This is a genomic window from Microbacterium sp. NPDC055683 (assembly GCF_053617895.1).
The window spans coordinates 1-22,980 of record NZ_JBSHGQ010000043.1; the positions used below are offsets into that span (position 1 = coordinate 1).

The window sequence follows — 22,980 nt, forward strand, 5'->3', positions numbered from 1 at the left end:
ATCCGCGCCGGGCTCCTCGCCGTCAGGGCCTCAGACCGTGCGGTGCGCGCGGTAGTAGGCGAGGAGCGCCTTCGTGGAGGCGTCCTGCGCGTCGAGGGCGGCGGCATCCCCCTCGATCGCGGGCGCGATCTGCAGGGCGAGCTGCTTGCCGAGCTCGACGCCCCACTGGTCGAACGAGTTGATGCCCCACACGACGCCCTGCGTGAAGACGATGTGCTCGTACAGGGCGATGAGCTGGCCGAGCACGGCCGGCGTGAGTGCCGGCGCGAAGATCGACGTGGTCGGGCGGTTGCCCGCGAAGGTGCGCGCGGCGACGAGGGCGCCGGTCGTCCCCTCCGCCTCGACCTCCGCAGCGGTCTTGCCGAAGGCGAGCGCCTTCGTCTGCGCGAGGAAGTTGGCGAGGAACAGGCCGTGCACGTCGCGGCCGCCGTCCTGCAGCGGGTAGGCGGGGTTCGCGAACGCGATGAAGTCGGCGGGGATGAGGCGCGTGCCCTGATGGATGAGCTGGTAGAACGCGTGCTGGCCGTTCGTGCCGGGCTCGCCCCAGAACACCTCGCCCGTGTCGGTCGTGACGGGCGAGCCGTCCCATCGCACCGACTTGCCGTTCGACTCCATCGTGAGCTGCTGCAGGTACGCCGCGAAGCGGTGCAGCTGCTGCGCGTACGGCAGCACGGCGTGCGACTGCGCGCCGAGGAAGTTCGTGTACCAGACGTTGAGGAGGCCCATGAGGACGGGCACGTTCTGCGCGAGCGGCGTCGTGCGCACGTGCTCGTCGACGGCGTGGAAGCCCGCGAGCAGGTCGCGGAAGGCGGCGGGGCCGAGCACGATGGCGAGCGAGGTGCCGATCGCGGAGTCGACGGAGTAGCGGCCGCCCACCCAGTCCCAGAAGCCGAACGCGTTCTCGGGGTCGATGCCGAACTCGGCGACCTTGTCGAGCGCGGTCGACACGGCGATGAAGTGCCGTGCGACGGCCCCCGTGCGCGCGGCGTCGTCGGCCTCGATGGCACCGCGCTTCTCGAGCTCGGTCCACAGCCAGTCGCGGGCGAGGCGCGCGTTCGTCAGGGTCTCGAGGGTCGTGAAGGTCTTCGAGGCGACGATGAAGAGCGTCGTCTCGGGGTCGAGCCCCTGCACCTTCTGCGCGAGATCGGTGGGGTCGATGTTGGAGATGAACCGCGCCTCGATGCCGGCGTCGGCATAGGGCTGGAGCGCCTCGTAGACCATGACGGGCCCGAGGTCGGATCCGCCGATGCCGATGTTCACGACGTGCGTGACGCGCTTGCCCGTGACGCCCGTCCACTCGCCGGAGCGCACCCGCTCGGCGAACGCGTCGATGCGGCCCAGCACGGCGTGCACGTCGGCGTCGACGTCCTGGCCGTCGACGAGGAAGGCCGGCTGGATGCCGGCGGGGCGGCGCAGCGCCGTGTGGAGGACGGCGCGGTCCTCCGTCGTGTTGATGTGCGCGCCCTCGAGCATGGCCGCGAAGCGCTCGGCGACGCCCGTCTCCTCGGCGAGCCGCACGAGCGAGGCGAGGATGTCGTCGGTCACGAGGTTCTTCGAGAGATCGACGTGCAGGTCGGCGAGCTCGAGGGTCAGCCGCTCGGCACGCGCCGGGTCATCGGCGAACCAGGAGCGGAGATCGGGGGTGAAGCTCGCGCGGTGCGCCTCGAGCTCCGACCAGGCTGACGTGGACGTGGGATCGACGGGAGCGGTCATGCCTGCAACGCTACCGAGTGCCGGCATCACACGCGCGCCGGCGGTCATGTGAGGTCGCCCGGAGTCGCCCCGGACGACGGCAGCAGATCGGCGAACGCGACCGTCGCGGGCGAGGGCTGCTGCCGCGTCACGGCGTTCAGCTCCCACACGACGCCGTCCGAGAGCGGAAGGACCGCCGTGCCGGCGCGGGGGGCGAAGCTGATCTCGGGGAGCACCGCGATGCCGAGGCCCGCCGCGACGTAGTCGGGGAGCGAGCCGATGTCGGCCACCTCGACCGACACGACCCTCGCGAGGCCCCGCGTCGCGAAGGCCGCATCGAGCGTCGAGCGATTGCCGAAGCCCGCCGGCGTGTCGACGAACCGCTCGGCCGCGAGCTCCGCGAGCGCGACGGCCGGGCGGTCGGCGAGCGGATGGCCGTCCGGCAGCACCGCCGCGAACGGCGAGGTCGTGAGGCGGCGCACGATGAGCCCCGAGACGGAGGTCGCGGGCAGGCCGAACAGCGCGATGTCGAGCCGCCCGCGCAGCACGTCCTCCGCGAGGCCCGTCGATCCGGTCGGGGAGGGGCGCACCTCGACCTCGACGAGCGGGTGCCGCTCGTGGAACGCGCCGACGAGGGCGGGCAGATCGAGCCATCCGAGGTTCGAGAAGACGCCCACGCGCACGCGGCCGCGGAGGCCGCCTTCGGGATCGGCGGCGATGCGGGCCCGGTCGACCGCGTCGAGCGCCGCCCGCAGCTCGGGGAGCACCGCCTCGCCCGCCGCCGTGAGCCGCACGCCGCGGGCGTCCCTGTCGAACAGCGCGGCGCCGAGCTCGCGTTCGAGCGCCGCGACGCCCGCGGAGACGCTCGACTGCACGGCGAACACGCGGCGTGCCGCGCGCGTGAAGCTGCGCTCGTCGGCGACCGCGACGGCGTAGGCGAGATGGCGCATGTCCATGCTGCGATCGTAATATCCGATGGGGATCATCGAGAGCGTTCGTTGGACACGATGCCGGTCCGAGCGCACGATCGAGACGTGGACCTCCGCTCTCGACTCCGTCACGACACCGGCTTCTGGATCGTCGCCCTCGCCTTCCTCTCGGCGATGGCGTTCTCGACCCTGCCCTCGCCCCTCTACGCGATCTACCAGGAGCGCGATCACTTCGCCGCACCCGTCGTCACGGTCGTGTTCGCCGCGTACGCCCTCGGCGTCATGGCGAGCCTGTATCTCGCCGGCCATGTCAGCGACTGGCTCGGACGCCGTCGGGTGACCGTCGTGGCGCTCGTCGTGAGCGCGCTCTCCGCCGTGCTGTTCGTGCTGTGGAACGACGTCGCGGGCCTCCTCGTGGCGCGGTTCGTCAACGGGATCGCGATCGGCGCGCTCACGGCGACCGCGACGGCTCACCTCTCCGAGCTCTCCGACGCGACGGGACGCCGCGGGCCGCGCGCGGCGCTCGTCGCGACCGTGGCGAACCTCGGCGGGCTCGGGCTCGGCCCCCTCGTCGGCGGGCTCTTCGCCGAGCGGGCCTCCGCGCCGCTCGTCACGCCCTACCTCGTGTTCGCCGCCGTCTTCGCGGCGCTCGCCGTGCTGCTCCTGCTCGTGCCGGAGACCGTCGAGCGAAGGGAGGAGCGCCCCGCGTACCGGCCGCAACGCCTCTCCCTCCCCGGCGATGCGCGCGCCGCCTTCTGGGCCGCCGGGATGGCCGCCTTCGGCGCGTTCGCGGTGCTCGGGATGTTCACGTCGCTCACGCCCACGTTCCTCACGGGCACGATGCACGAGAGCTCGCACCTCCTGGCTGGCGCCATCCCGTTCGGCGTGTACGCGTCGGCCGCCACCGCGCAGGCCCTCACGATGCGCCTCGCCACGCGCACGCAGGTGCTCCTCGCCGTGTCGCTCGTCGTGGGGGGCCTGATCGCCGTCGCATCGGCCGCGCTCACGGCCTCGCTCCCCGTGTTCGCGCTCGCGGGCGTCGTGGCGGGCGCGGGCGTCGGCGTGCTGTTCCGCTCGGCGATCGCGACGGGCGCCTCGGTCGCGGCCCCGGGGCGCGCCGGCGAGACGCTCGCCGGCATCTTCCTCATCGCCTACGCCGGTCTCACCGTGCCCGTGCTGGCGGTGGGGGCGGCGCTCGTCGCCCTGCCGCAGGCCACCGTGCTCGTGGGCTTCGCGGGCGCCGTCATCGTGCTCGTCGGGGTGACGGGCGGGCGGATGGCCGCGCAGGCGCCGGCGCGCGCGGCCTGACCGAAACACGGACGTAACACCCCGTCCTCGCAGGGGTGATGCGGCGCTCCTACGCTCGGCGTGCGGCCATTCGACCGCACGAGAGCGAGGAGACCGCCATGAAGAAGGCACTGCGCAACCCGGCGCTGCAGATCGGGGCGGGCGCCGTCCTCGGCATCGTGTTCGGCCTCATCGCGGGGGAGTGGGCGGGCAACCTGAAGTTCGTCGGCGACATCTTCATCCGTCTCATCCAGATGTCGATCGTCCCGCTCGTGATGTCGTCGGTCGTCGTCGCGACCGGATCGATGTCGGGGTCGGGGGCAGGGCGGCTCGCCGCGCGCACGTTCGCGTGGATGATCGGCTTCTCGATCGTGGCCGCCGCGCTCGCCTGGGGTCTCAGCGCCCTCTTCCAGCCGGGAGCGGGCATGCGGTTCGACGGCGAGCTCGACCCGGCGCTGCAGGAGTCGGCGACCTCGGCGACGGGATGGCAGGAGACGCTGCTCGGCTTCGTGTCGACCAACGTGTTCGACGCCATGTCGACGGGGTCGATGGTGCCGATCATCGTCTTCTCGCTGCTGTTCGGCGCCGCGCTCAACGCCTACATCGCGAAGACCGGCAACCGCCTCGTGCTCGAGATGGCCGACCAGGTGCAGCAGGTCGTGCTGACGATGATCCGCTTCGTCATGCGGCTCGCTCCGATCGGCGTGTTCTGCCTGCTCGCGGCGCTCGCGGGCGACGTGGGCTTCGCCGTCGTGACGACGGCGCTGTCGTACCTCGGCACGACGCTCCTCGGCGTCGTCATCCTGCTCGTCGTGTTCGTCGCGGTGGTCGCCGCGCGCACGCGGCTCAGCCCCTGGCGGCTGCCCCGCAAGCTCGCCGAGCAGACCGCCATCGCCGTGACGACGACGAGCTCGGCCGTCACCTTCCCCACCGTGCTGCGCAACACGGTGGAGAAGGTCGGGGTGAGCCCGCGGGTCGCGAACTTCACGCTCTCCGTCGGGCTGACGATGGGGTCGTACGGCGCCGTCCTCAACTACATGATCGTCGTCATGTTCCTCGCGCAGGCAGGCGACATCGAGCTCTCGATCGGGCAGATCGCGCTCGGGATGGCCCTCGCCATCCTGCTGAACATGGGGACGATCACGGTCCCCGGCGGGTTCCCCGTCGTCGCGATGTTCCTCGCGACCTCGCTCGGTCTCCCGTTCGAGGCCGTGGGCCTGCTCATCGCCGTGGACTGGTTCGCGGGCATCTTCCGCACCTTCCTCAACGTCAACGGCGACACGCTCGTCGCCATGCTCGTCGCCGACGCGGAGGGCGAGATCGATCGCGACGTCTACGAGGAGCGTGCGACCGCGTCGGCTCCCGATGTCGACGAGGCGGGGATGGCCGAGGCCTTCGAGCGCGCGGACAGGGCGGACTGAGCGCTCAGTACGATCCCCGGGTCGTCTCGTCGTCGCCGATGAACTCGCGGGCGAGCGCCTCCGATGCGCGGGCGACGAGCGCCACGTCGGCACCGACGAGGACGAACCGCGCGCCGGCGTCCACGTAGGCGCGCGCGACCGAGGGATCGAACGCGTTGACGCCCACGGGCGATCCCGCCGCCGTGACGGCCTCGAACGCGCGGTGCACGGCCGCGACGACCTCGGGATGCGTCTGCTGGCCGATGAGCCCCATCGACGCGGCGAGATCGCTCGGGCCGACGAAGACGCCGTCGATCCCGGGAACCTCGGCGATGGCGCGGGCGTTCGCGACACCCTCCTCCGTCTCGACCTGCACGAACACGGCGACGTGCTCGGCCGCCGTCCGCAGGTAGTCGTCGACGCGGTTCCAGCGGGCCGAGCGGGCCAGCGCGCTGCCGACGCCGCGGTGCCCGGCGGGCGGGTACTGCGCGGCCTCCGCGACGGTGCGCGCGTCGGCGGCCGTCGAGATCATCGGCACGAGGATGGTCTGCGCCCCGAGGTCGAGCACCTGCTTGATGACGACGGGGTCGGCGCTCGGCACCCGCACCACGGCCGTGGCGTCGTAGCCCGACACGGCGTGCAGCTGGGCGAGCACCGACTCGAGGCCGTTGGGGGCGTGCTCCATGTCGATGAGCACCCAGTCGAGACCCGAGCCCGCCATGATCTCGGCGGTCACGGGCGAGCCGGCGCACGCCCATCCGCCGTAGAGGGGGCGGGGCGAGGCGGCGATGTGCTCGCGGAGCGTCGGGCTCAGACGAAGCGGCATGAGATCGTCCCCAGGGGCCCGTAGTCGGCGTGCACGGTGTCGCCGCGCTCGATCCACACGGGGCGCGTGAACGAGCCGGCGAGCACGATCTCCCCGGCCTCGAGGCGCGCGCCGTGCTGGTGCAGCTTGTCGGCGAGCCACGCGACGCCCTGGCCCGGGTGGCCGAGCACGCCGGCGGCGACCCCCGTCTCCTCGATCGTCTCGTTGCGGTGGAGCAGCGCGCTCACCCAGCGGAGGTCGACGTCGTGGGGCCGGGTCGGGTTGCCGCCGAGCACGAGCCCGCCGTAGGCGGCGTTGTCGCTGATGGTGTCGACGATCGTGCGGCCCTCCAGCTCGATGTGCGAGTTGAGGATCTCGAGCGCGGGCGTGACGTACTCGGTCGCGCGGAGGACGTCGAAGAGCGTGCAGTGCGGCCCCTCCAGCGGTGCGGCGAGCACGAACGCGAGCTCGACCTCGATGCGCACGTTCGAGAACGCGGCGTGGGGGATGACGGAGCCGCTCTCCCAGACCGTGTCGTCGAACATGACGCCGTAGTCGGGCTCCGAGATGCCGGTGGCCTCCTGCATGGCGCGCGAGGTGAGTCCGATCTTGCGCCCGACGAGGCGGCGGCCTGCGGCGATCCGGCCATCCCGCCAGATGCCCTGGATGGCGTACGCGTCTTCGACGGTCGCCTCCGGGTGGCGCGCCGTGATGCGGCGGATGGGCGTGCGCGTGCGCTCGGCCTCCGCGAGCTCGGCGGCGAGCGCCGCGATCGTCTCGGCGGGGAGCGTCACAGCTGGTTCCCCAGCTTGTACTCGCCCTGCTTCCACTCGGGCATCGCGGCGTCGTCGCCGTGCCGGGTGTAGGAGAAGCCGTCGGCGCCGATCGTGACGGCCATCTCGCTCGAGTCGGTGCGGGCGACGACGGGCTGCGGGGTGCCGTCGAGGTCGAGCACGAGCGACCCGTCGGTGTACCACGAGGGCACGACGGGGTTGCCCCACCAGTCGCGTCGCTGGTTGTCGTGCACGTCCCACGTGACGACGGGGTTGTCGGGATCTCCCGTGTAGTAGTCCTGCGTGTAGACCTCGACGCGGTGGCCGTCGGGGTCGCGCAGGTAGAGGTAGAACGCGTTGGAGACGCCGTGGCGCCCCGGCCCGCGCTCGATGGCGTCGGAGCGGCGGAGGGCGCCGAGCTTGTCGCAGATGGCGAGGATGTTGTGCTTCTCGTGCGTCGCGAAGCAGACGTGGTGCATGCGCGGCCCGTCGCCGCCGGTCATGGCGGTGTCGTGCACGGTGGGCTTGCGCCGCATCCAGGCGGCGTACACGGTGCCCTCGTCGTCCTGGATGTCCTCCGTGACGCGGAACCCGAGGTCCTGCATGAACTTCACCGCGCGCGGCACGTCGGGGGTGATCTGGTTGAAGTGGTCGAGTCGCACGAGCTCGCCGGGGACGTGCAGGTCGTACCGCCACGACATTCGCTCGACGTGGTCGGCGTGGTGGAAGAACTCGATCGGGAACCCCAGCGGGTCGACGACGCGGACGGAGTCGCCGACGCCCTTCACGAAGCCCTCGGGTGCGCGGCGGACGTCGCAGCCGAGCTCGGCGTAGAAGGCGGCGGCGCGGTCGAGGTCGTCAGGGGTCCGCACGCGGTAGGAGAAGGCGGCGACCGCGGCGACGGGGCCCTCGCGGAGCACGAGGTTGTGGTGGATGAACTCCTCCGTCGAGCGCAGGTAGATCGTGTCGTCATCCTCCTCCGTGACGTACAGCCCGAGCACGTCGACGTAGAACTGGCGCGAGGCGGCGAGATCGGTGACGACGAGCTCCATGTACGCGCAGCGGAGGATGTCGGGCGGGGTCGCCGCCGGCGTCGCGATCGGGTCGTCGGCGTGGATCGGGGCCTCCTGCGAGACCCAGTAGCCGGAGGAGGTGAGCGTCATGTCGTCGCGTCGAGTCATGTCATGCGTCCTTGCGTGAGCGGATGGCCGGCGTCAGTTCTTGCCGAACGTGGGGTTGTGCACCTCGCCGAGCGTGATGTGCACGGCCTGCTGGTCGGTGTAGAAGTCGATGGAGCGGTAGCCGCCCTCGTGCCCGAGGCCCGAGGCCTTGACGCCGCCGAACGGCGTGCGGAGGTCGCGCACGTTGTTGCTGTTGAGCCACACCATGCCGGCCTCGACGGCCTGCGAGAAGTTGTGCGCGCGCTTCAGGTCGTTCGTCCAGATGTAGGCCGCGAGGCCGTACTTCGTGTCGTTCGCGAGGGCGAGCGCCTCCTCGTCGGTGTCGAACGGCGTGATCGCGACGACGGGGCCGAAGATCTCCTCCTGGAAGATGCGCGCGTCGGGGGAGACGTCGGCGAACACGGTGGGCGCGACGAAGTTGCCCTCGTCGAAGCCCTCCGGCCGCCCGCCGCCCGCGACGAGGCGGCCCTCGGTCTTGCCGATCTCGACGTACGACATGACCTTGTCGTAGTGCTCGGGGTGCACGAGCGCGCCCACCTCGGTGGCGGGGTCGTGGGGGTAGCCGACGCGGATGCGCTTCGCCTGCGCGGCGTAGCGCTCGACGAACTCGTCGTAGACGTCGCGCTGGACGAGGATGCGGCTGCCGGCCGTGCAGCGTTCGCCGTTGAGCGAGAAGACGCCGAAGATCGTCGCGTCGACGGCGGCCTCGAGGTCGGCGTCGGCGAACACGACGGCGGGGCTCTTGCCTCCGAGCTCCATGGACAGCCCCTTGAGGTACGGCGCGGCGTTGCCGAAGATGATCTGCCCCGTGCGGCTCTCTCCCGTGAAGGAGATGAGCGGGACGTCCGGGTGCTTCACGAGCGCGTCGCCCGCCTCCTCGCCCAGGCCGTTCACGAGGTTGAACACGCCCCGGGGGAGCCCGGCCTCCTCGAAGATGCCCGCCCACAGGGAGGCAGACAGCGGCGTGAACTCCGCGGGCTTCAGCACGACCGTGTTGCCGGTCGCGAGCGCGGGAGCGAGCTTCCACGACTCCAGCATGAACGGCGTGTTCCACGGCGTGATCAGTCCTGCCACGCCGATCGGCTTGCGGTTGACGTAGTTGATCTGGCGACCGGGCACCTTGAAGGTGTCGTCGGCCTGCGCGACGACGAGGTCGGCGAAGAACCGGAAGTTCTCGGCCGCGCGGCGGGCCTGGCCGAGCGCCTGCGTGATCGGCAGGCCGGAGTCGAACGACTCCAGCTCGGCGAGCCGGGCGTCGCGCGACTCGACGATGTCGGCGATGCGGTGCAGCACGCGGGAGCGCTCGCGGGGGAGCATCCGCGGCCACGGGCCGTCGGCGAAGGCCCGTCGGGCGGCGTCGACAGCGCGCTCGATGTCGGCCTTCTTCCCGGCCGCCGCCCGCACGTACACCTCGTTCGAGACGGGGTCGAGCACGTCGAACGTGTCGCCGTCCAGCGAGTCGACGAAGGCGCCGTCGATGTAGTGGCGGATGCGGTCGGGCAGGTCGGCGGGCACGTGGCGCTGCGCCGTGGCGGTGTCGGTCATGTCTCCTCCTCGGTGAGGGTCGGTTCGGCCTCGCCCGCATGACGGCGGGCGAGGAAGGCGTTCATGGTGGCCCAGCGGTGATCGCGGGCGGCGAGCTCGATCTCGAGCGGATCGGCACCCGCGCGGATGAGGGAGAGGATGCGGTCGTGCTCGGCGACCGACTCCTGGGCGCGGCCGGGGACGAAGGCGAAGCTGGAGTCGCGCAGGCCCGCCATCCGCGTCCATCCGCGGTGCACGAGATCGAGGATGTGCGGGTTCGGGCAGTGCGCGAAGAGCACGGCGTGGAACTCCTGGTTGATCACCGTGAAGAGGTGCGCGTCGAAGTCGTCGAGCAGGCGCCGGAGGCGCTCGTTGACGGCGGCGGCGCGGTCCAGGTCGTCGGCCGTGAGCAGCGGCGACGAGAGCGACGTGGCGATGCCCTCGACGACGCCCAGCGTCTGCATCGAGTGGAGGTACTCGGTCTCGTCGACGAGGGTGACGCGGGCGCCGACGTTGCGCTCGAACTCGACGATCCCCTCTGCCTCCAGTCGGCGGACCGCCTCGCGCACGGGCACGACGCTCATATCGAGCGATGCGGCGATCGTGCCGAGCACGAGCCGGTAGCCCGGCCCGAACTCGTGGCGGGCGATGCGCTCGCGGATCCACTCGTAGGCGCGCTGGGACTTGCTGAGGGTGACGGTCATGCTGCTCATCCTCCCGCCCTCCGTGCCGCATCGAAGCGGGCGCGCCACTCGGCGTCCATCGGGAAGAGGCCGTCGACGGGATGCCCCGCCGCCACCTGCTCGGCGATCCAGGCGTCCTCCACCTCCTGGGCGAGCGCCGCGTCGGCGACCTCCTCGGCGAGCGCGGGCGGGATGACGATGACCCCGTCGTCGTCTCCCACGACGATGTCGCCCGGCTGCACAGTCGCCCCGCCGCACGAGATCGTCACGTCGACGTCCCACGGAACATGCCGGCGCCCGAGGACGGACGGATGGGGGCCCCGCGAGAACACGGGCAGACCGATCGCGGCGACGGCAGCCGCGTCGCGCACGCCGCCGTCGGTGACGACCCCGGCGGCGCCGCGCGTGCGCGCGCGCAGCGCGAGGATGTCGCCGAGCGTCCCCGATGTCGCATCGCCTCGCGCCTCGATGACGACGACCTCGCCGTCGCCGACCGTGTCGAAGACGCGCTTCTGCGCGTTGTAGCCGCCGCCGTGGCGGGCGAACAGATCCTCGCGGAACGGCACGAAGCGCAGCGTTCGCGCGGTGCCGACGAGCTTCGCTCCGGGGATGCCCGTGCGCACGCCGTCGACGAAGCACGAGTGGTGCCCGCGCCGGCGCAGCTGCGCGGACAGGCCGGCGACGGGGGCGTCGTGCAGCTTGGCGCGGAGCGAGGCGGAGAGGCCGATCGGCGGGAGGCCGGCCGCGTCGCGCGACCCCCAGGCCTCCTCGCGCTGATGGTCGTCGACGGCGGGCAGCGAGCCCAGCGCGGCGTCGAACGGCGCGGTGCCGGCGACGACGCGGCTGACGAGTCGGCCGCTCGTCGGCGCGCCGGGCTTGCCGGGCGCGTCCACCTCGACCTCGACGACGTCGCCAGGGAGCGCGACCGACGAACCGGCCGGCGTGCCGGTGAGGATGACGTCGCCCGGTTCGAGCGTGACGTGCTGGGAGAGGTCGGCGACCAGCTGCGCGAAGGGGAACAGCAGATCCGACGTCGTGCCCTCCTGCGCGAGCTCGCCGTTGCGCCACGTGCGCACGCGGAGCGCGGCGGGGTCGACGGCGCGGGCGTCGATGAGCGCGGGTCCGACGGGCGTGTAGCCGTCGCGGCCCTTGTTGCGCAGGTTCGATCCCTTGTCGTTCGCCCGCAGGTCGTACACGCCCCAGTCGTTGGCGGCCGTGACGGCCGCGACGGCGTCCCAGGCCCGTTCGACGGGGACCCGCTGCGCCCGTGCGCCGATGACGAGCGCGATCTCGCCTTCGAAGGCGAGGAGCTCGGTGCCCTCCGGTCGCTCGACGTCGGCACCGGAAGGGGCGAGGGAGCTCGTGGGCTTGAGGAAGTACGAGGGCGCGGAGGGCGTGCGTCCCCGCTGCGCGGCGCGGGAGCCGTAGGCGAGGTGCACCGCGATGATCTTGCCCGGGGCGACGGGGATCCGGTCGTCGTGCGGCATACGAGCTCCTTCGCTCCGGGGCGGGTCTTGACTTCAGATCATATACGATCCGACGGCCTCGGCAAGGGGTCTTGTCAAAAGATATCTGAAATCGTATATTCTCAACCACGACGGTGCGCAGGCGCGCCGTCCCGACCTCGTCACATTGGAGTGCCAGATGTCCGCGCAGCACCCGAACGCCGGGCCCCTCACGCCCACGGGAACCATCGCGTCCACGTCCGATCGACGCCGAGTCGCCTTCGCCACCGTCGTCGGGACGACGGTGGAGTGGTACGACTACTTCATCTACGCCTCGGCCGCCGGTCTCGTCTTCGGCCAGCTCTTCTTCGAGCCGGCCGGCGAGGGGGTGGCGACCATCCTCTCGTTCCTCACCGTCGGCATCAGCTTCCTCTTCCGCCCCCTCGGCGCGTTCCTCGCCGGCCACTTCGGCGACCGCTACGGGCGGCGCATCGTGCTCGTCGTGACGCTCATCCTCATGGGGGCGGCGACGGTGCTCATCGGCCTCCTGCCGACGTACGCGCAGATCGGCGTCGCGGCGCCCGTCCTCCTCATCGTCCTGCGCGTGCTCCAGGGCGTCTCGGCGGGCGGGGAGTGGGGCGGCGCCGTGCTCATGGCCGTCGAGCACGCCCCGCGTGCACGCCGCGGCCTCTTCGGCGCCATGCCGCAGATCGGCGTGCCGATCGGGCTCCTCCTTGCGAGCGCCATGCTCGCGCTCATGAACGCCCTGTTCCCCGGTGACGCCTTCATCCAGTGGGGATGGCGCATCCCGTTCCTCTTCTCTGTCGTGCTCATCCTCGTCGGGTACTGGGTGCGTCGCCGAGTCGAGGAGAGCCCCGTGTTCGCCGAGATCGCGGAGCGCAAGGAGCAGACGAGCGCGCCGGCGGTGGCGCTCTTCCGCCGGTTCACGCCGCTCGTGCTGCTCGCCGCGCTCGTGTTCGCGGGCAACAACGCCGCGGGTTACATGACGACGGGCGGCTACATCCAGAACTACGCCACGACCGCCATCGGCCTCGATCGCGGCGCCGTGCTCACGGCGGTGACGATCTCGTCGGTGAGCTGGCTGCTGTCGACGTTCGCGGCGGGATGGCTGTGCGACCGCATCGGGCGCCGCACCACCTACATCATCGGCTGGATCGCGCAGGGGGCCGCGCTCATCGCGCTGTTCCCGCTCGTGAACTCGGGCGAGGTGGTCCTGCTGGGGACGGGGCTCGTCCTCCTCACCATCGGTCTCGGCTTCACGTACGGCCCGCAGTCGGCCTGGTACTCCGAGCTGTTCCCCGCGTCCGTGCGCTTCTCCGGCGTCTCGATCTCGTACGCGATCGGCGCCATCCTCGGCGGCGCGTTCGCGCCCACGATCGCGGCATGGCTGCAGCAGTCCACGGGGTCGTCCGACGCCGTCACGTGGTACCTCGTCGGGATGGCCGTGCTCGGTCTCGTCGCGACCCTGCTGCTGCGCGACCGCCGCGGCATCGACCTGCGGCCGTCGGCGGAGGAGGAGCAGTCGACGGGCCTGTACGCCTGGCAGCGCTGACGGCGCACGACGACGGGGGCCTCGCGGCGATGCCGCGGGGCCCCGGTCCTGGGAGCTGCGTCGCCGGTCATCGGCCGGACGACGCTTCCGCTCACGGGCGCAGGATGCGGGAGGCCTGTTCGAGGGCGTCGGTGACGACGCGGTAGTAGGCCCAGCGGCCGCGCTGTTCGCGGTTCGCGAGGCCGGCGTCGACGAGCAGCTTCATGTGGTGGGAGACGGTCGGCTGAGACAGTCCGACGGGCTCGGTGAGGTCGCAGATGCACGCTTCGCCGTCATCGGAAGCGGCGATCAGCGACAGAAGCCGCACGCGAGCGGGGTCGGCCAGGGCTTTGAACGTGCGCGCGATCCGCTCTGCCTCGTCCGCCGTCAGCACTCCGCGGGTGACCGGGGAGCAGCACGCGGTCGTGTCGGGCGGGAGGATGGGAAGCGACGTGGGCATGCAACGATCCTGCCATGTCGCATTGACATCTGTCGATGCATCGAGGACTCTCGATCCATTGGAATCTGTCGATGGATCGAGGAGTGAGTGCGATGGAGAGCGCGTTGCCCGTGGTCGTGATCGGTGCCGGCCCGCAGGGGCTCGCGGGTGCCGCCCACCTGGTGGAGCGGGATGTGCCGGTCGTCGTCCTGGAGGCGGGGGCCGGCCCGGCGGCGGCGGTTGCCGAGTGGGGTCATGTGCGCCTGTTCTCGGAGTGGCCGGAGCTGGTCGACGCGGCCGGCGCGAGGATTCTCGAGCCCACCGGATGGACGGCTCCGACGACGGGGTATCCGACGGGTGCGCAGTGGATCAGCGGCTATCTCGCGCCGCTGGCTGCCGAGCTCGGCGACCGGGTACGGTACGGCGCGCGGGTGGTGGGGGTGTCGCGTCTGGGGCGTGATCGTCTGGTCGACGCCGGCCGCGGCGACCACCCGTTCACCGTGCACGTGCAGCCGGGGGAGGGCGAGGAGTACCGGTTGCTGGCGCGCGCGGTGATCGACGCTTCCGGTACGTGGTCATCGCCCAACCCCGCAGGCGCCGACGGTCTGCCCGCGCTGGGCGAGCGGGGTGCGGCCGGAATGCTGTCGTATCGCATCCCGGACTTCCGGGACCGTGAGGGGTTCGAGGGGAAGCACACGGTCGTCGTCGGCTCCGGGCATTCCGCGGTGACGGCGGTCCTCGCGCTGGCGCGCATGGCGCGTCGCGACCCGAACACCACAGTGACGTGGGCGTTGCGCCGCGCCACCGCCGGGAACGCCTTCGGGGGTGGTGAGGCCGATGAGCTGCCGGCACGCGGGGCGCTGGGGATCAAGGCGAAGGAGTTCGTCGACGCCGGGCTGGTGTCGCTCGTGACCGGGTTCCGCGTCGAGCGCGTGACGACGGACGAGGGCCGGCCGGTACTCGTCGCAGAGGATGGCCGCGCGGTCGTCGCTGATCGCGTCGTGGTGCTCACCGGGTTCCGCCCCGATCTGTCGTTCTTGTCGGAGCTTCGGTTGGAGCTGGATCCCGCGTTGCAGGCGCCCGCGCGGATCGCTGCGGAGGTCGATCCGAACGTGCATTCCTGCGGGTCGGTCGCGGCGACCGGCGCGGCCGACCTCGCCCAGCCGGAATCTGACTTCTACCTCGTAGGCGCGAAGTCCTACGGGCGGGCACCGACCTTCCTCGCCCTCACCGGGTACGAGCAGGTGCGCAGCGTCGTCGCGGAGCTCGCGGGCGACCACGAGGCCGCTCGACGGGTGGAGCTGGTGCTGCCCGACACGGGGGTATGCGGCGGCGCCGGACTGTTCGATGCTTCCGGGGCATCTCTGGGCGGCGCCTGCTGCGCCCCGCCGGCTCAGGTACTCCAGATCGGGCGTGCTCCGGCTCCCGCCTGACCGGAGCGGATGGCCCCGGTCAGCCAGCGATCCGCCCCGCTCATGTGTCTTAGCGTGCGAGGAGCGTGGACTGGATCTTCGCGGTGACGGCTTCGCGCAGCGGCCGCACGGCCTCGGCGTCCCAGGCCTCCGGGTTGGGAAACGACCATTCCAGGACCTCGCCGCGGGGCGTCGACGGCAGATCGAGGCCGGGCTTCATCAGCACCACGACGTCCGCCTGATCGAGGTCGTCCGTGGTGACGGCGCGGGGTACGCGGTCGGTGATGTCCAAGCCGAGCTCAGCGACCGTGGCGGCCACGGCAGGGTTCACCTCGTCTGCGGGGGACAGGCCCGCCGACGTCGCGGTGAACCGGTCGCCGGCCAGGTGTTCCAGGAGGGCGGCGCCGAGCTGGGAGCGGCCGGCGTTGTGCTGGCAGATGAACAGGATGGTCGGGGTGGTGTCAGTCACGGGTTCTCTTTCTGGGAGGGTCAGGTGGAGGCGAGCCGGGGGGCGAGTTCCGTGATGCGGCGTTCCAGCTCGTCGTAGGCGGTGTCGAAGGCGTCGTCGGTGCCGACGCGTACCGGGTCCGGGATCGACCAGTGCAGATGCCCGATCACTCCGAGTTCTTCGTGCGCGTTGTCGCACACGGTGACCACGAAATCCGAACCGGTCAGCACCGTCTCCAACGCCCGAGGCGATTCATCGGCAAGGTCGAGCGCGTGACGGCCGGCCGTGGCGATCGCGCCGGGATCGATCCGGGCTGCGGGGTGCGTGCCGCCGGACGCGGCTGGGATGCTGCTGCGGGTCGCCCACAGCGCCGCGGCCAACTGCGATCTGGCCGAGTTCGCGGTGCACACGAACACCACCCGCGTCGCCCGGTCGACTCGACCGGGGACGAGCCCCTGCAGTGCGCCTTCGGTCAGATGGACGTAGCTGCGCCGCTTGTCCGCCTCCGAGCGCGACCGGGCCACCATGCCCGCTGACTCCAGCACCCTCAGATGATGAGCGACCAGGTTCCCCGGCATGCCCAGAGCGCTGCCGATCTCAGATGGCGACAGATCACCGAGCGTCAGGAGGTCGACGACCCGCAGGCGCGACGGATCGCTCAGCGCCGCGTGCCGGGCGGCCCGCGCTTCCGCCGTATCTTTTCTCTCAGTGTTCATTGATTCAATATTGACTGAATCACCGCATTCGGGTCAAGATGGGGCCCACATGGAAACCACCACCCGCTCCCATCCGTCCGCGATACGGCTTCCCTTGCTGCGTCGTGCCACCGCCGAGTTCCTCGGGACCGGCCTGCTTGTCACTGTCGTGGTCGGATCGGGGATCGCGGCCCAGCGTCTTTCTCCGCATGATGCGGGAGTGCAGCTTCTCGAGAACAGTCTGACCACGGCGCTCGGCCTGTCGGTGCTGATCCTCATGCTCGGACCGGTGTCGGGAGCGCACTTCAACCCCGTGGTGTCGTTAGCGGACTGGCTGCGGGGGCGCCGCTCGGGGGCGGGCCTGCCGCTGCGCGACCTGACTCTGTATCTCGCCGCGCAGATTCTCGGCGGCATCGCCGGAACCCTCCTGGCAGGGGTGATGTTCGACACTGCGCCCGCCCTCTCCGGACACGACCGCGCGACCGGCGGGCACCTCGTCGGGGAGGTCGTCGCGACCGCCGGGCTCGTACTGCTCATCTTCGCGCTCGCCCGTGCAGAGAGGGGCTCGACGGCGGCGGCCGCGGTCGGTGCGTACATCGGAGCCGCGTACTGGTTCACCAGCTCGACGTCGTTCGCGAATCCCGCCGTGACCATCGCCCGCATGTTCACCGACACGTTCGCCGGCATCGCCCCCGCCTCCGTGGTGCCGTTCATCCTCGCCCAGCTCGTCGGCGCGGCCCTCGGCCTCGCGCTGCTGCGCGTTCTCTACCCGACCGCCGCACGCACCGCGGGCGACGTCGTGGTGCCCACGCAACCCGAAACCACGTCCTGAAAGGCACCCCATGCATCTCGTCGCGATCGGCGGAAGCGACGCCGGAATCTCCACCGCCCTGCGAGCTCGCGAACTCGATCCCTCCGTCGACGTCACCGTCGTGGTGGCCGACTCCTACCCGAACTTCTCCATCTGCGGCATCCCGTACTACTTCTCCCGCGAGGTGCAGCCGTGGCAGTCCCTCGCCCACCGAACGCACGCCGACCTCGAAGCCACGGGCATGAACCTGCGCCTGGAGACCCTCGCCACCGCCATCGACGTCGACGGCCGCAGGCTCACCGTCCGCGACGCCGCCGGCACGGAATCGACGATCGCGTACGACGAGCTCATGGTCGGCACCGGCGCATCCCCGTCCACCGCGGGCATCGCCGGGCTCGACCGGCTCGGCCCCGACGACGGGGTGCATCTGCTGCACTCGATGGGCGACACCTTCGCGCTGGAGCGCTACCTCGACGAGCACCGGCCCGAGACCGCGATCATCGTCGGGGCCGGATACGTCGGCCTCGAGATGGCCGAAGCCCTCACCGTCCGCGGCCTGCACGTCACCCAGCTCCAGCGCGGCCCCGAAGTGCTCTCCACCCTCGACCCCGAACTCGGCACCCTCGTCCACGACGAGCTCACCCGCCACGGCGTCGACGTGCTCACCGGAACCCGCATCGATTCCGTCGCCCGCGAAGCGGGCCGCCTCACCGTGAGCGGCGTCCGCGACGGTGGCGCCTTCTCGCGCTGCGCGGACCTCGTGCTCGTGGTCGTCGGCGTACGTCCCAACACCAGCCTGCTCACCGCGGCCGGCGCGACCACGGGCGCGGGCGGCGCGGTCGTCGTCGACGAGTACATGCGCACCGGCCTGCCGAACGTGTGGGCGGCCGGAGACGGCGTGGTCACCCACCACCGCCTCCTCGGCGTCACCTACCTACCCCTCGGCACCACTGCGCACAAGCAGGGCAGGGTCGCCGGGGAGAACGCCGTCGGCGGCAACGCCCGGTTCGCCGGGAGCCTGGGCACGCAGGTGGTGAAGGTCTTCGACATCGTAGCCGCGCGCACGGGGCTCCGCGATCACGAGGCCGCCGCCGCGGACTACGCCCCACACAGCTACACCGCGATCGTCGACGACCACAAGCGCTACTATCCCGGAGCCACCCCCATCAGCATCCGCATCACGGGCGACACCCGCGACGGCCGCCTGCTCGGTGCGCAGCTCGTGGGCGCCCGAGGTGCCGAGATCTCCAAGCGTGTCGACACCTACGCGACGGCCCTCCATCACGGGATGACAGTCGCCACCATGAGCGACCTCGACCTCGCGTACACGCCTCCGCTCGGGTCCCCGTGGGACGCGGTGCAGATGGCGACGCAGGCATGGGAGGGCGACGCGCGCCGCTTGACGACGCCCGTTTAGGTCCTGACGCTCTCGTTCTCAGCTGTTCACGCGGATGATCTCGTGCTGGTAGGGCGCGATGACCGACCGGCTCACGCGCAGATCGAGGAGGAGGAAAGGGCGCTCGTCGGCGGGACGGGCGGCCCACCGGGCGAGGTGGTCGAGGTCGGAGAGGTCACGCACGACGACCCCCTCCGCCCCGACCGCGGCGCCGAGCGCCGCGAAGTCGACCTCGGGGATGAGCATGGGCGACTCGGCGAGGCCCTTGAGGCCGTAGAGGTTGACTTCGGCTCCGTATGCGCCGTCGTTCCAGACGACGCAGACGCCGCGCCCGCCCGTCGTCCGCACCGCCGTCTCGAGATCGGCGAGCGCCATGAGCCCGCCGCCGTCTCCCGTCGTGAGGACGATCGTCGACGCCGGAGCCGCCTGCGCCGCGCCCGCGACGCTCGGGAACCCGAGTCCGATGGACTGGTACGCCGTGCCGACCATGATCATCCGCTCGGGGGACGCGACCGGCCAGTACATGTTGGCCCATCCGATGAAGTGGCCGCCGTCGCTCACGACGACGCGGTCCTCCGGAAGCAGCTCGCCGATCCGCTGGGCGGCGCTGCGGGGATCCAGTCGGCCGTCCGGTGCGAGGCGGTCGCCCGGCTCCTGCGCGCGGAGCGGGGCGAGGTCGACGCTCTCGCGCCATCCCGACGGCTCCGCCTCCGCGAGGGCGGCGACGAGGAGCTCGGCCACGACGCGCACGTCGCCCTGCAGGTAGTCGCCGACGCGCGGATGCGTCGCGGTCGGCGCGACATCGACCTGCACGACCCTCGTGCCCGGCGAGAAGAGGTCGCCGAAGCGCATCGTGAAGGGGGTGAGCGAGGCGCCCAGCACGACGGCCACGTCGGCCTGCCGCACGAGCTCCATGGCGCCGGGTGCGCCGAACCCGCCCGTCACGCCCAGGTCGTAGCGGCCATCGGGGAAGACGCCGCGGCCGAGCGCCGTGGACGCCGTCACGGCGCCCGTCGCGTCGGCGAGGGCTCCCAGCACCTCGCTCGCGCCCGCGAGGTGCGCGCCGCGGCCCGCGAGCAGGAACGGCCGTTCAGCGCCCGCGAGCGCCGCCGCGACCCGCTCGACCGCGGCGTGCGTGTGCGGCGACGGCGGCGTCGGGGCCGGCAGGCGGAGCGCGGGCGTCGGCGGCACCTCGCCCGCCTCGAGCGTCGGCACGTCGTAGGGGATGGCGAGCACGACCGGCACGCGGTAGGCGAGCGCGTGCTCGATCGCGATGACGGTGCTGGCGGCGGCGTCGAGGCGTCCCGCCGTGTACGTGCGGACGCCCACGGCCGACGCGAGCGCGATCTGGTCGACGTCCCACGGGCGCGGGCCCGACGTCGGCTCGTCGCCGACGATGAGGACGAGGGGGATGCGGGCCTGCGCCGACTCGGCGAGCGCCGTGAGGGTGTTCGTGAACCCCGCGCCGTAGGTCGTCGTGGCGGCCGCGATGCGGCCGGAGGCGCGGAAGTGGGCGTCTGCGGCCACGACGGCTCCCGCCTCGTGGCGCACGGCGGTGAACCGCGCGGGCGTGCGGCGCAGGAGGGCGTCGAGGAAGTGGGCGTTGCCGTTGCCCATCAGCCCGAATACCTCGTCGATGTGACGGGACAGGGCGACGGCGACGTGCTGGGAGACGGTGGGCATGGAGACCTCTCGAGACGGGACGGACGGGACTGCTCCGTATATGTCTCGCCGCCGCGTCGTCGCGCCGCTTCGTGCCCCTTTTTCGAGCACCGGGCGCTGAGCCCGGACGACTCGATCGTATACGTTCCCTTGCCCGCCGCACGAGAGGGCGGTACGATCATGTCATTCGATAAGGGAACGCAGTGTTCGAATATCGAATGCGACATCGTCGTCCCGCCGCACCCACACCGATGTGAGGAGAGCTCCGTGCAGTTCCACCACCATGGCTACGTCTCCGGCGACCCGCGGGTCCAGCCCGCCGCCGGGGCGGGCATCGACCGGCCGGACGAGCTCCCCGACGTCGTCGACGTGCTCATCGTCGGCACGGGACCCGCGGGCATCACGCTCGCGGCGCAGCTGGCGCAGTTCCCGGGTGTCGTCACACGCGTCGTCGAGAAGCGCGCCGGCCGTCTGGAGGTGGGGCAGGCCGACGGCATCCAGGCGCGCAGCGTCGAGACGTTCCAGGCCTTCGGCTTCGCCAACCGCATCATCGAGGAGGCGTACCGGATCACCGAGATGGCGTTCTGGAAGCCGGACGCCGACGACCCCTCCCGCATCGTGCGAACCGCCGTCGCACCGGACGACCCCTCCCACGTGAGCGAGTTCCCCCACCTCATCGTCAACCAGGCGCGGGTGCAGGACTACTTCCTCGAGGTCATGGCCGGCTCGCCGACGCGCAGCCGGCCCGACTACGGATGGGAGTTCGCCGGGCTCGAGATCGGCGACGGCGACCATCCCGTCTCCGTCACGCTGCGCCGCAGCGCCGGTCCGGACGAGGGTGCCGAGCGCATCGTCCGCGCGAAATACGTCGTGGGAGGCGACGGCGCGCGCAGCCGCGTGCGCGAGGCGATCGGGGCGCGCCATCAGGGCTCCCAGGCGTTCCACGCCTGGGGCGTCATGGACGTGCTCGCGGACACCGACTTCCCCGACATCCGGCGCAAGTGCGCCATCCAGTCGCACGACGGCGGCAGCATCCTGCACATCCCGCGCGAGGGCAACCACCTCTTCCGGATGTACGTGGACCTCGGCGAGGTCGGGCACGACGATGCGGGCGGGGTGCGGAAGACCACGCAGGAGGAGGTCGAGGCGCGCGCGAACCAGATCCTGCATCCCTACTCGCTCACCGTGAAGCACGTCGCCTGGCGCAGCGTCTACGAGGTCGGGCACCGCGTCACGGATCGCTTCGACGATGTCGAGCTGCCCGGCACCTGCACGCCGCGCGTGTTCATCATGGGCGACGCATGCCACACCCACAGCGCGAAGGCCGGGCAGGGGATGAACGTCTCGATCCAGGACGGCTTCAACCTCGGCTGGAAGCTCGGGCACGTGCTGGAGGGGCGCGCCCCCGAGGAGCTGCTCGCGACGTACTCGGCCGAGCGCCAGGTCGTCGCGCAGAACCTCATCGACTTCGACCGGCAGTGGTCGTCGCTCATGGCCGCCCGCCCGGAGGAGATGGACGATCCCGCCGAGCTCGAGCGGTTCTACGTGCGGACGGCGGAGTTCCCGGCCGGCTTCATGACGGAGTACGCGCCCTCGATCATCGTCGACGGAGACGCGCACCAGGCGCTCGCCGCCGGCTTCCCGATCGGCAAGCGGTTCCGCTCGCACCCCGTCGTGCGGGTCTGCGACGGCAACCCCGTGCACCTCGGCCACCATGCGCGCGCCGACGGCCGCTGGCGGGTCTACGTCTTCGCCGACGCCGAGGGCGATGCGGCGGAGGCGCTCGCCGCCTGGCTCGCCGACTCGCCGCTCACGGCGGTGGCGGAAGGCGACGACATCGACGCGCGCTTCGACGTCAAGATCGTCTACCCGCGACCGCACCTGGAGGTCGACCTCGGTCGCGTGCCGGCCGTGTTCCTCCCGCGGACGGGGCCGTTCCAGGTGGTCGACTACGAGAAGGTGTACGCCTCCGACCCGGCCGACGACGTGTTCGCGGCTCGTGGGATCGGCGCGGGCGGCGCGGTCGTCGTGGTGCGGCCCGACCAGTACGTCGCGGCCGTGCTGCCGCTCGAGGCGCGAGACGAGCTCGCCCGCTTCGTGGAGCGCTTCACGCTCCCGCCGCGGCGGACCGTGACGGCGGGCTGAGGTCAGCCGCCGTACGCGCGCGCGATCGCGCCTGCCGCCCGTTCCAGCCGCGAGGCGACGGCCGCGCGGTCGTCGGGCATCGCGACGTGGACGACCGCGATCGCCGCGGGGGGCTGGCGGGGGAGGCGCAGGGGGACCGCGACGGAGCGCAGCGACGGCACGACCTCGTCGTGGCTCTCGGCGTAGCCGCGCTCGCGGGATGCGGCGAGCTCCTCGCGGAGCGCATCGGGCCACGCGTCCTCGCCCGTCGCCAGGAGGATGGCCTTGCCCGGTCCTCCGCGGGTGAGGGGATGGCGGTGCCCCGGCCGGTACGACACGACCGCGACGCTGCGCCGCGGCGAGGCGCTGACGAGGGTCACCGCCTCGTCGCGGTCGAGCTGGACGGCGAGCAGGCACGTCATGCCGAGCTCGTCGGCGACCTCGGCGAGCGCGGGGAGCGCCGCCTGCTGCAGATCGCGCGAGACGCCGGCGGCGAGTGCCGCGAGCCCCGCCGCGAGGGCGGGGCGGCCGTCGTCGCCGCGGGCGACGAGCCCGTGGTCCTCGAGCGTGCGCAGGAGCCGGTACGCGACGGAGCGGTGCACGCCGAGCGCCGCGGCGAGCTCGTCGATCGTGGGAGGGCGCTCCGCGGCGGCGATCACCTCGAGCAGGCGGATGCCGCGGCTGAGCGTCTGCGACCCCGTCGCGCTCTTCTCCGTCACGCG

At 71.9% G+C, this 22,980-nt stretch carries 20 protein-coding genes; 7 read left to right on the forward strand and 13 right to left on the reverse strand.

Annotated features, from left to right (window positions below; translation table 11 throughout):
- Positions 1 to 30: 30 nt before the first annotated feature.
- Positions 31 to 1,713 (reverse strand): glucose-6-phosphate isomerase, encoded by a 1,683-nt coding sequence (gene pgi / locus ACWGPF_RS14555; RefSeq protein ID WP_452333471.1) that lies wholly within the window; start codon positions 1,711 to 1,713, stop codon positions 31 to 33.
- 44 nt (positions 1,714 to 1,757) lie between these two features.
- Positions 1,758 to 2,648, reverse strand: coding sequence for a LysR family transcriptional regulator (locus ACWGPF_RS14560; RefSeq protein WP_452333472.1), 891 nt, complete (start codon positions 2,646 to 2,648; stop codon positions 1,758 to 1,760).
- A 78-nt stretch (positions 2,649 to 2,726) separates the two neighbouring features.
- On the opposite strand from ACWGPF_RS14560, the gene ACWGPF_RS14565 reads away from it, so the two are divergent.
- Both ACWGPF_RS14565 and ACWGPF_RS14570 read left to right on the forward strand, forming a co-directional pair.
- Positions 2,727 to 3,929, forward strand: a complete 1,203-nt coding sequence (locus ACWGPF_RS14565) for an MFS transporter (protein WP_452333473.1) — start codon at positions 2,727 to 2,729, stop codon at positions 3,927 to 3,929.
- 98 nt (positions 3,930 to 4,027) lie between these two features.
- Positions 4,028 to 5,329 carry a dicarboxylate/amino acid:cation symporter gene (locus ACWGPF_RS14570; protein ID WP_452333474.1) on the forward strand — a complete coding sequence of 434 codons (1,302 nt, stop codon included), beginning with the start codon at positions 4,028 to 4,030 and terminating at the stop codon, positions 5,327 to 5,329.
- 4 nt (positions 5,330 to 5,333) lie between these two features.
- Here ACWGPF_RS14570 and ACWGPF_RS14575 read toward each other — a convergent pair whose 3' ends face one another.
- Genes ACWGPF_RS14575 through ACWGPF_RS14600 form a run of 6 tightly spaced genes read right to left on the reverse strand, consistent with a single transcriptional unit; the run spans position 5,334 to position 11,761 of the window.
- Positions 5,334 to 6,134, reverse strand: a complete 801-nt coding sequence (locus ACWGPF_RS14575) for an HpcH/HpaI aldolase family protein (RefSeq protein ID WP_452333475.1) — start codon at positions 6,132 to 6,134, stop codon at positions 5,334 to 5,336.
- A complete protein-coding gene (gene hpaH, locus ACWGPF_RS14580; RefSeq protein ID WP_452333476.1) occupies positions 6,119 to 6,907 on the reverse strand; it encodes a 2-oxo-hept-4-ene-1,7-dioate hydratase in 789 nt (262 codons plus the stop codon). Before hpaH ends, ACWGPF_RS14575 begins: the two co-directional genes overlap by 16 nt.
- Positions 6,904 to 8,067: a 3,4-dihydroxyphenylacetate 2,3-dioxygenase gene (gene hpaD / locus ACWGPF_RS14585; RefSeq protein WP_452333477.1), complete on the reverse strand. Its 1,164-nt coding sequence runs from the start codon at positions 8,065 to 8,067 to the stop codon at positions 6,904 to 6,906. Before hpaD ends, hpaH begins: the two co-directional genes overlap by 4 nt.
- 33 nt (positions 8,068 to 8,100) lie before the next feature.
- Positions 8,101 to 9,612 carry a 5-carboxymethyl-2-hydroxymuconate semialdehyde dehydrogenase gene (gene hpaE / locus ACWGPF_RS14590; protein WP_452333478.1) on the reverse strand — a complete coding sequence of 504 codons (1,512 nt, stop codon included), beginning with the start codon at positions 9,610 to 9,612 and terminating at the stop codon, positions 8,101 to 8,103.
- Positions 9,609 to 10,304, reverse strand: a complete 696-nt coding sequence (locus ACWGPF_RS14595; RefSeq protein WP_452333479.1) for a GntR family transcriptional regulator — start codon at positions 10,302 to 10,304, stop codon at positions 9,609 to 9,611. Before ACWGPF_RS14595 ends, hpaE begins: the two co-directional genes overlap by 4 nt.
- Entirely contained in the window at positions 10,301 to 11,761 is a 1,461-nt protein-coding gene (locus tag ACWGPF_RS14600) for a fumarylacetoacetate hydrolase family protein (RefSeq protein ID WP_452333480.1), read from the reverse strand. The genes ACWGPF_RS14595 and ACWGPF_RS14600 overlap by 4 nt, the downstream gene beginning before the upstream one ends.
- 157 nt (positions 11,762 to 11,918) lie before the next feature.
- Between ACWGPF_RS14600 and ACWGPF_RS14605 the strand changes: the two genes are divergently transcribed.
- Entirely contained in the window at positions 11,919 to 13,292 is a 1,374-nt protein-coding gene (locus tag ACWGPF_RS14605) for an MFS transporter (protein WP_452333481.1), read from the forward strand.
- 91 nt (positions 13,293 to 13,383) lie between these two features.
- On the opposite strand, the gene ACWGPF_RS14610 is transcribed toward ACWGPF_RS14605, so the two are convergent.
- A complete protein-coding gene (locus ACWGPF_RS14610; protein ID WP_452333482.1) occupies positions 13,384 to 13,731 on the reverse strand; it encodes a metalloregulator ArsR/SmtB family transcription factor in 348 nt (115 codons plus the stop codon).
- Positions 13,732 to 13,823: 92 nt separating this feature from the next.
- Here ACWGPF_RS14610 and ACWGPF_RS14615 point away from each other — a divergent pair, with 92 nt between their 5' ends.
- A complete protein-coding gene (locus tag ACWGPF_RS14615) occupies positions 13,824 to 15,143 on the forward strand; it encodes an NAD(P)-binding domain-containing protein (RefSeq protein WP_452333483.1) in 1,320 nt (439 codons plus the stop codon).
- Positions 15,144 to 15,192: 49 nt separating this feature from the next.
- Here ACWGPF_RS14615 and ACWGPF_RS14620 read toward each other — a convergent pair whose 3' ends face one another.
- On the reverse strand, positions 15,193 to 15,591 hold the full coding sequence (locus ACWGPF_RS14620) for an arsenate-mycothiol transferase ArsC (RefSeq protein WP_452333484.1): 399 nt from the start codon (positions 15,589 to 15,591) through the stop codon (positions 15,193 to 15,195).
- A gap of 20 nt (positions 15,592 to 15,611) precedes the next feature.
- Positions 15,612 to 16,286, reverse strand: a complete 675-nt coding sequence (locus ACWGPF_RS14625) for an arsenate reductase/protein-tyrosine-phosphatase family protein (protein ID WP_452333485.1) — start codon at positions 16,284 to 16,286, stop codon at positions 15,612 to 15,614.
- A gap of 49 nt (positions 16,287 to 16,335) precedes the next feature.
- Here ACWGPF_RS14625 and ACWGPF_RS14630 point away from each other — a divergent pair, with 49 nt between their 5' ends.
- The gene (locus tag ACWGPF_RS14630) at positions 16,336 to 17,097 is read left to right on the forward strand and encodes an MIP/aquaporin family protein (RefSeq protein ID WP_452333500.1); all 762 of its coding nucleotides are present in this window, start codon (positions 16,336 to 16,338) and stop codon (positions 17,095 to 17,097) included.
- A 10-nt stretch (positions 17,098 to 17,107) separates the two neighbouring features.
- Entirely contained in the window at positions 17,108 to 18,493 is a 1,386-nt protein-coding gene (locus ACWGPF_RS14635; RefSeq protein WP_452333486.1) for an FAD-dependent oxidoreductase, read from the forward strand.
- Between the two features lie 18 nt (positions 18,494 to 18,511).
- Here ACWGPF_RS14635 and ACWGPF_RS14640 read toward each other — a convergent pair whose 3' ends face one another.
- Complete coding sequence (locus ACWGPF_RS14640) at positions 18,512 to 20,155, reverse strand: thiamine pyrophosphate-binding protein (RefSeq protein ID WP_452333487.1); 1,644 nt, start codon at positions 20,153 to 20,155, stop codon at positions 18,512 to 18,514.
- A 246-nt stretch (positions 20,156 to 20,401) separates the two neighbouring features.
- Here ACWGPF_RS14640 and ACWGPF_RS14645 point away from each other — a divergent pair, with 246 nt between their 5' ends.
- A complete protein-coding gene (locus ACWGPF_RS14645) occupies positions 20,402 to 22,279 on the forward strand; it encodes an FAD-dependent monooxygenase (RefSeq protein WP_452333488.1) in 1,878 nt (625 codons plus the stop codon).
- Positions 22,280 to 22,281: 2 nt separating this feature from the next.
- On the opposite strand, the gene ACWGPF_RS14650 is transcribed toward ACWGPF_RS14645, so the two are convergent.
- Entirely contained in the window at positions 22,282 to 22,977 is a 696-nt protein-coding gene (locus ACWGPF_RS14650; RefSeq protein WP_452333489.1) for an IclR family transcriptional regulator, read from the reverse strand.
- Between the last annotated feature and the right edge of the window lie 3 nt (positions 22,978 to 22,980).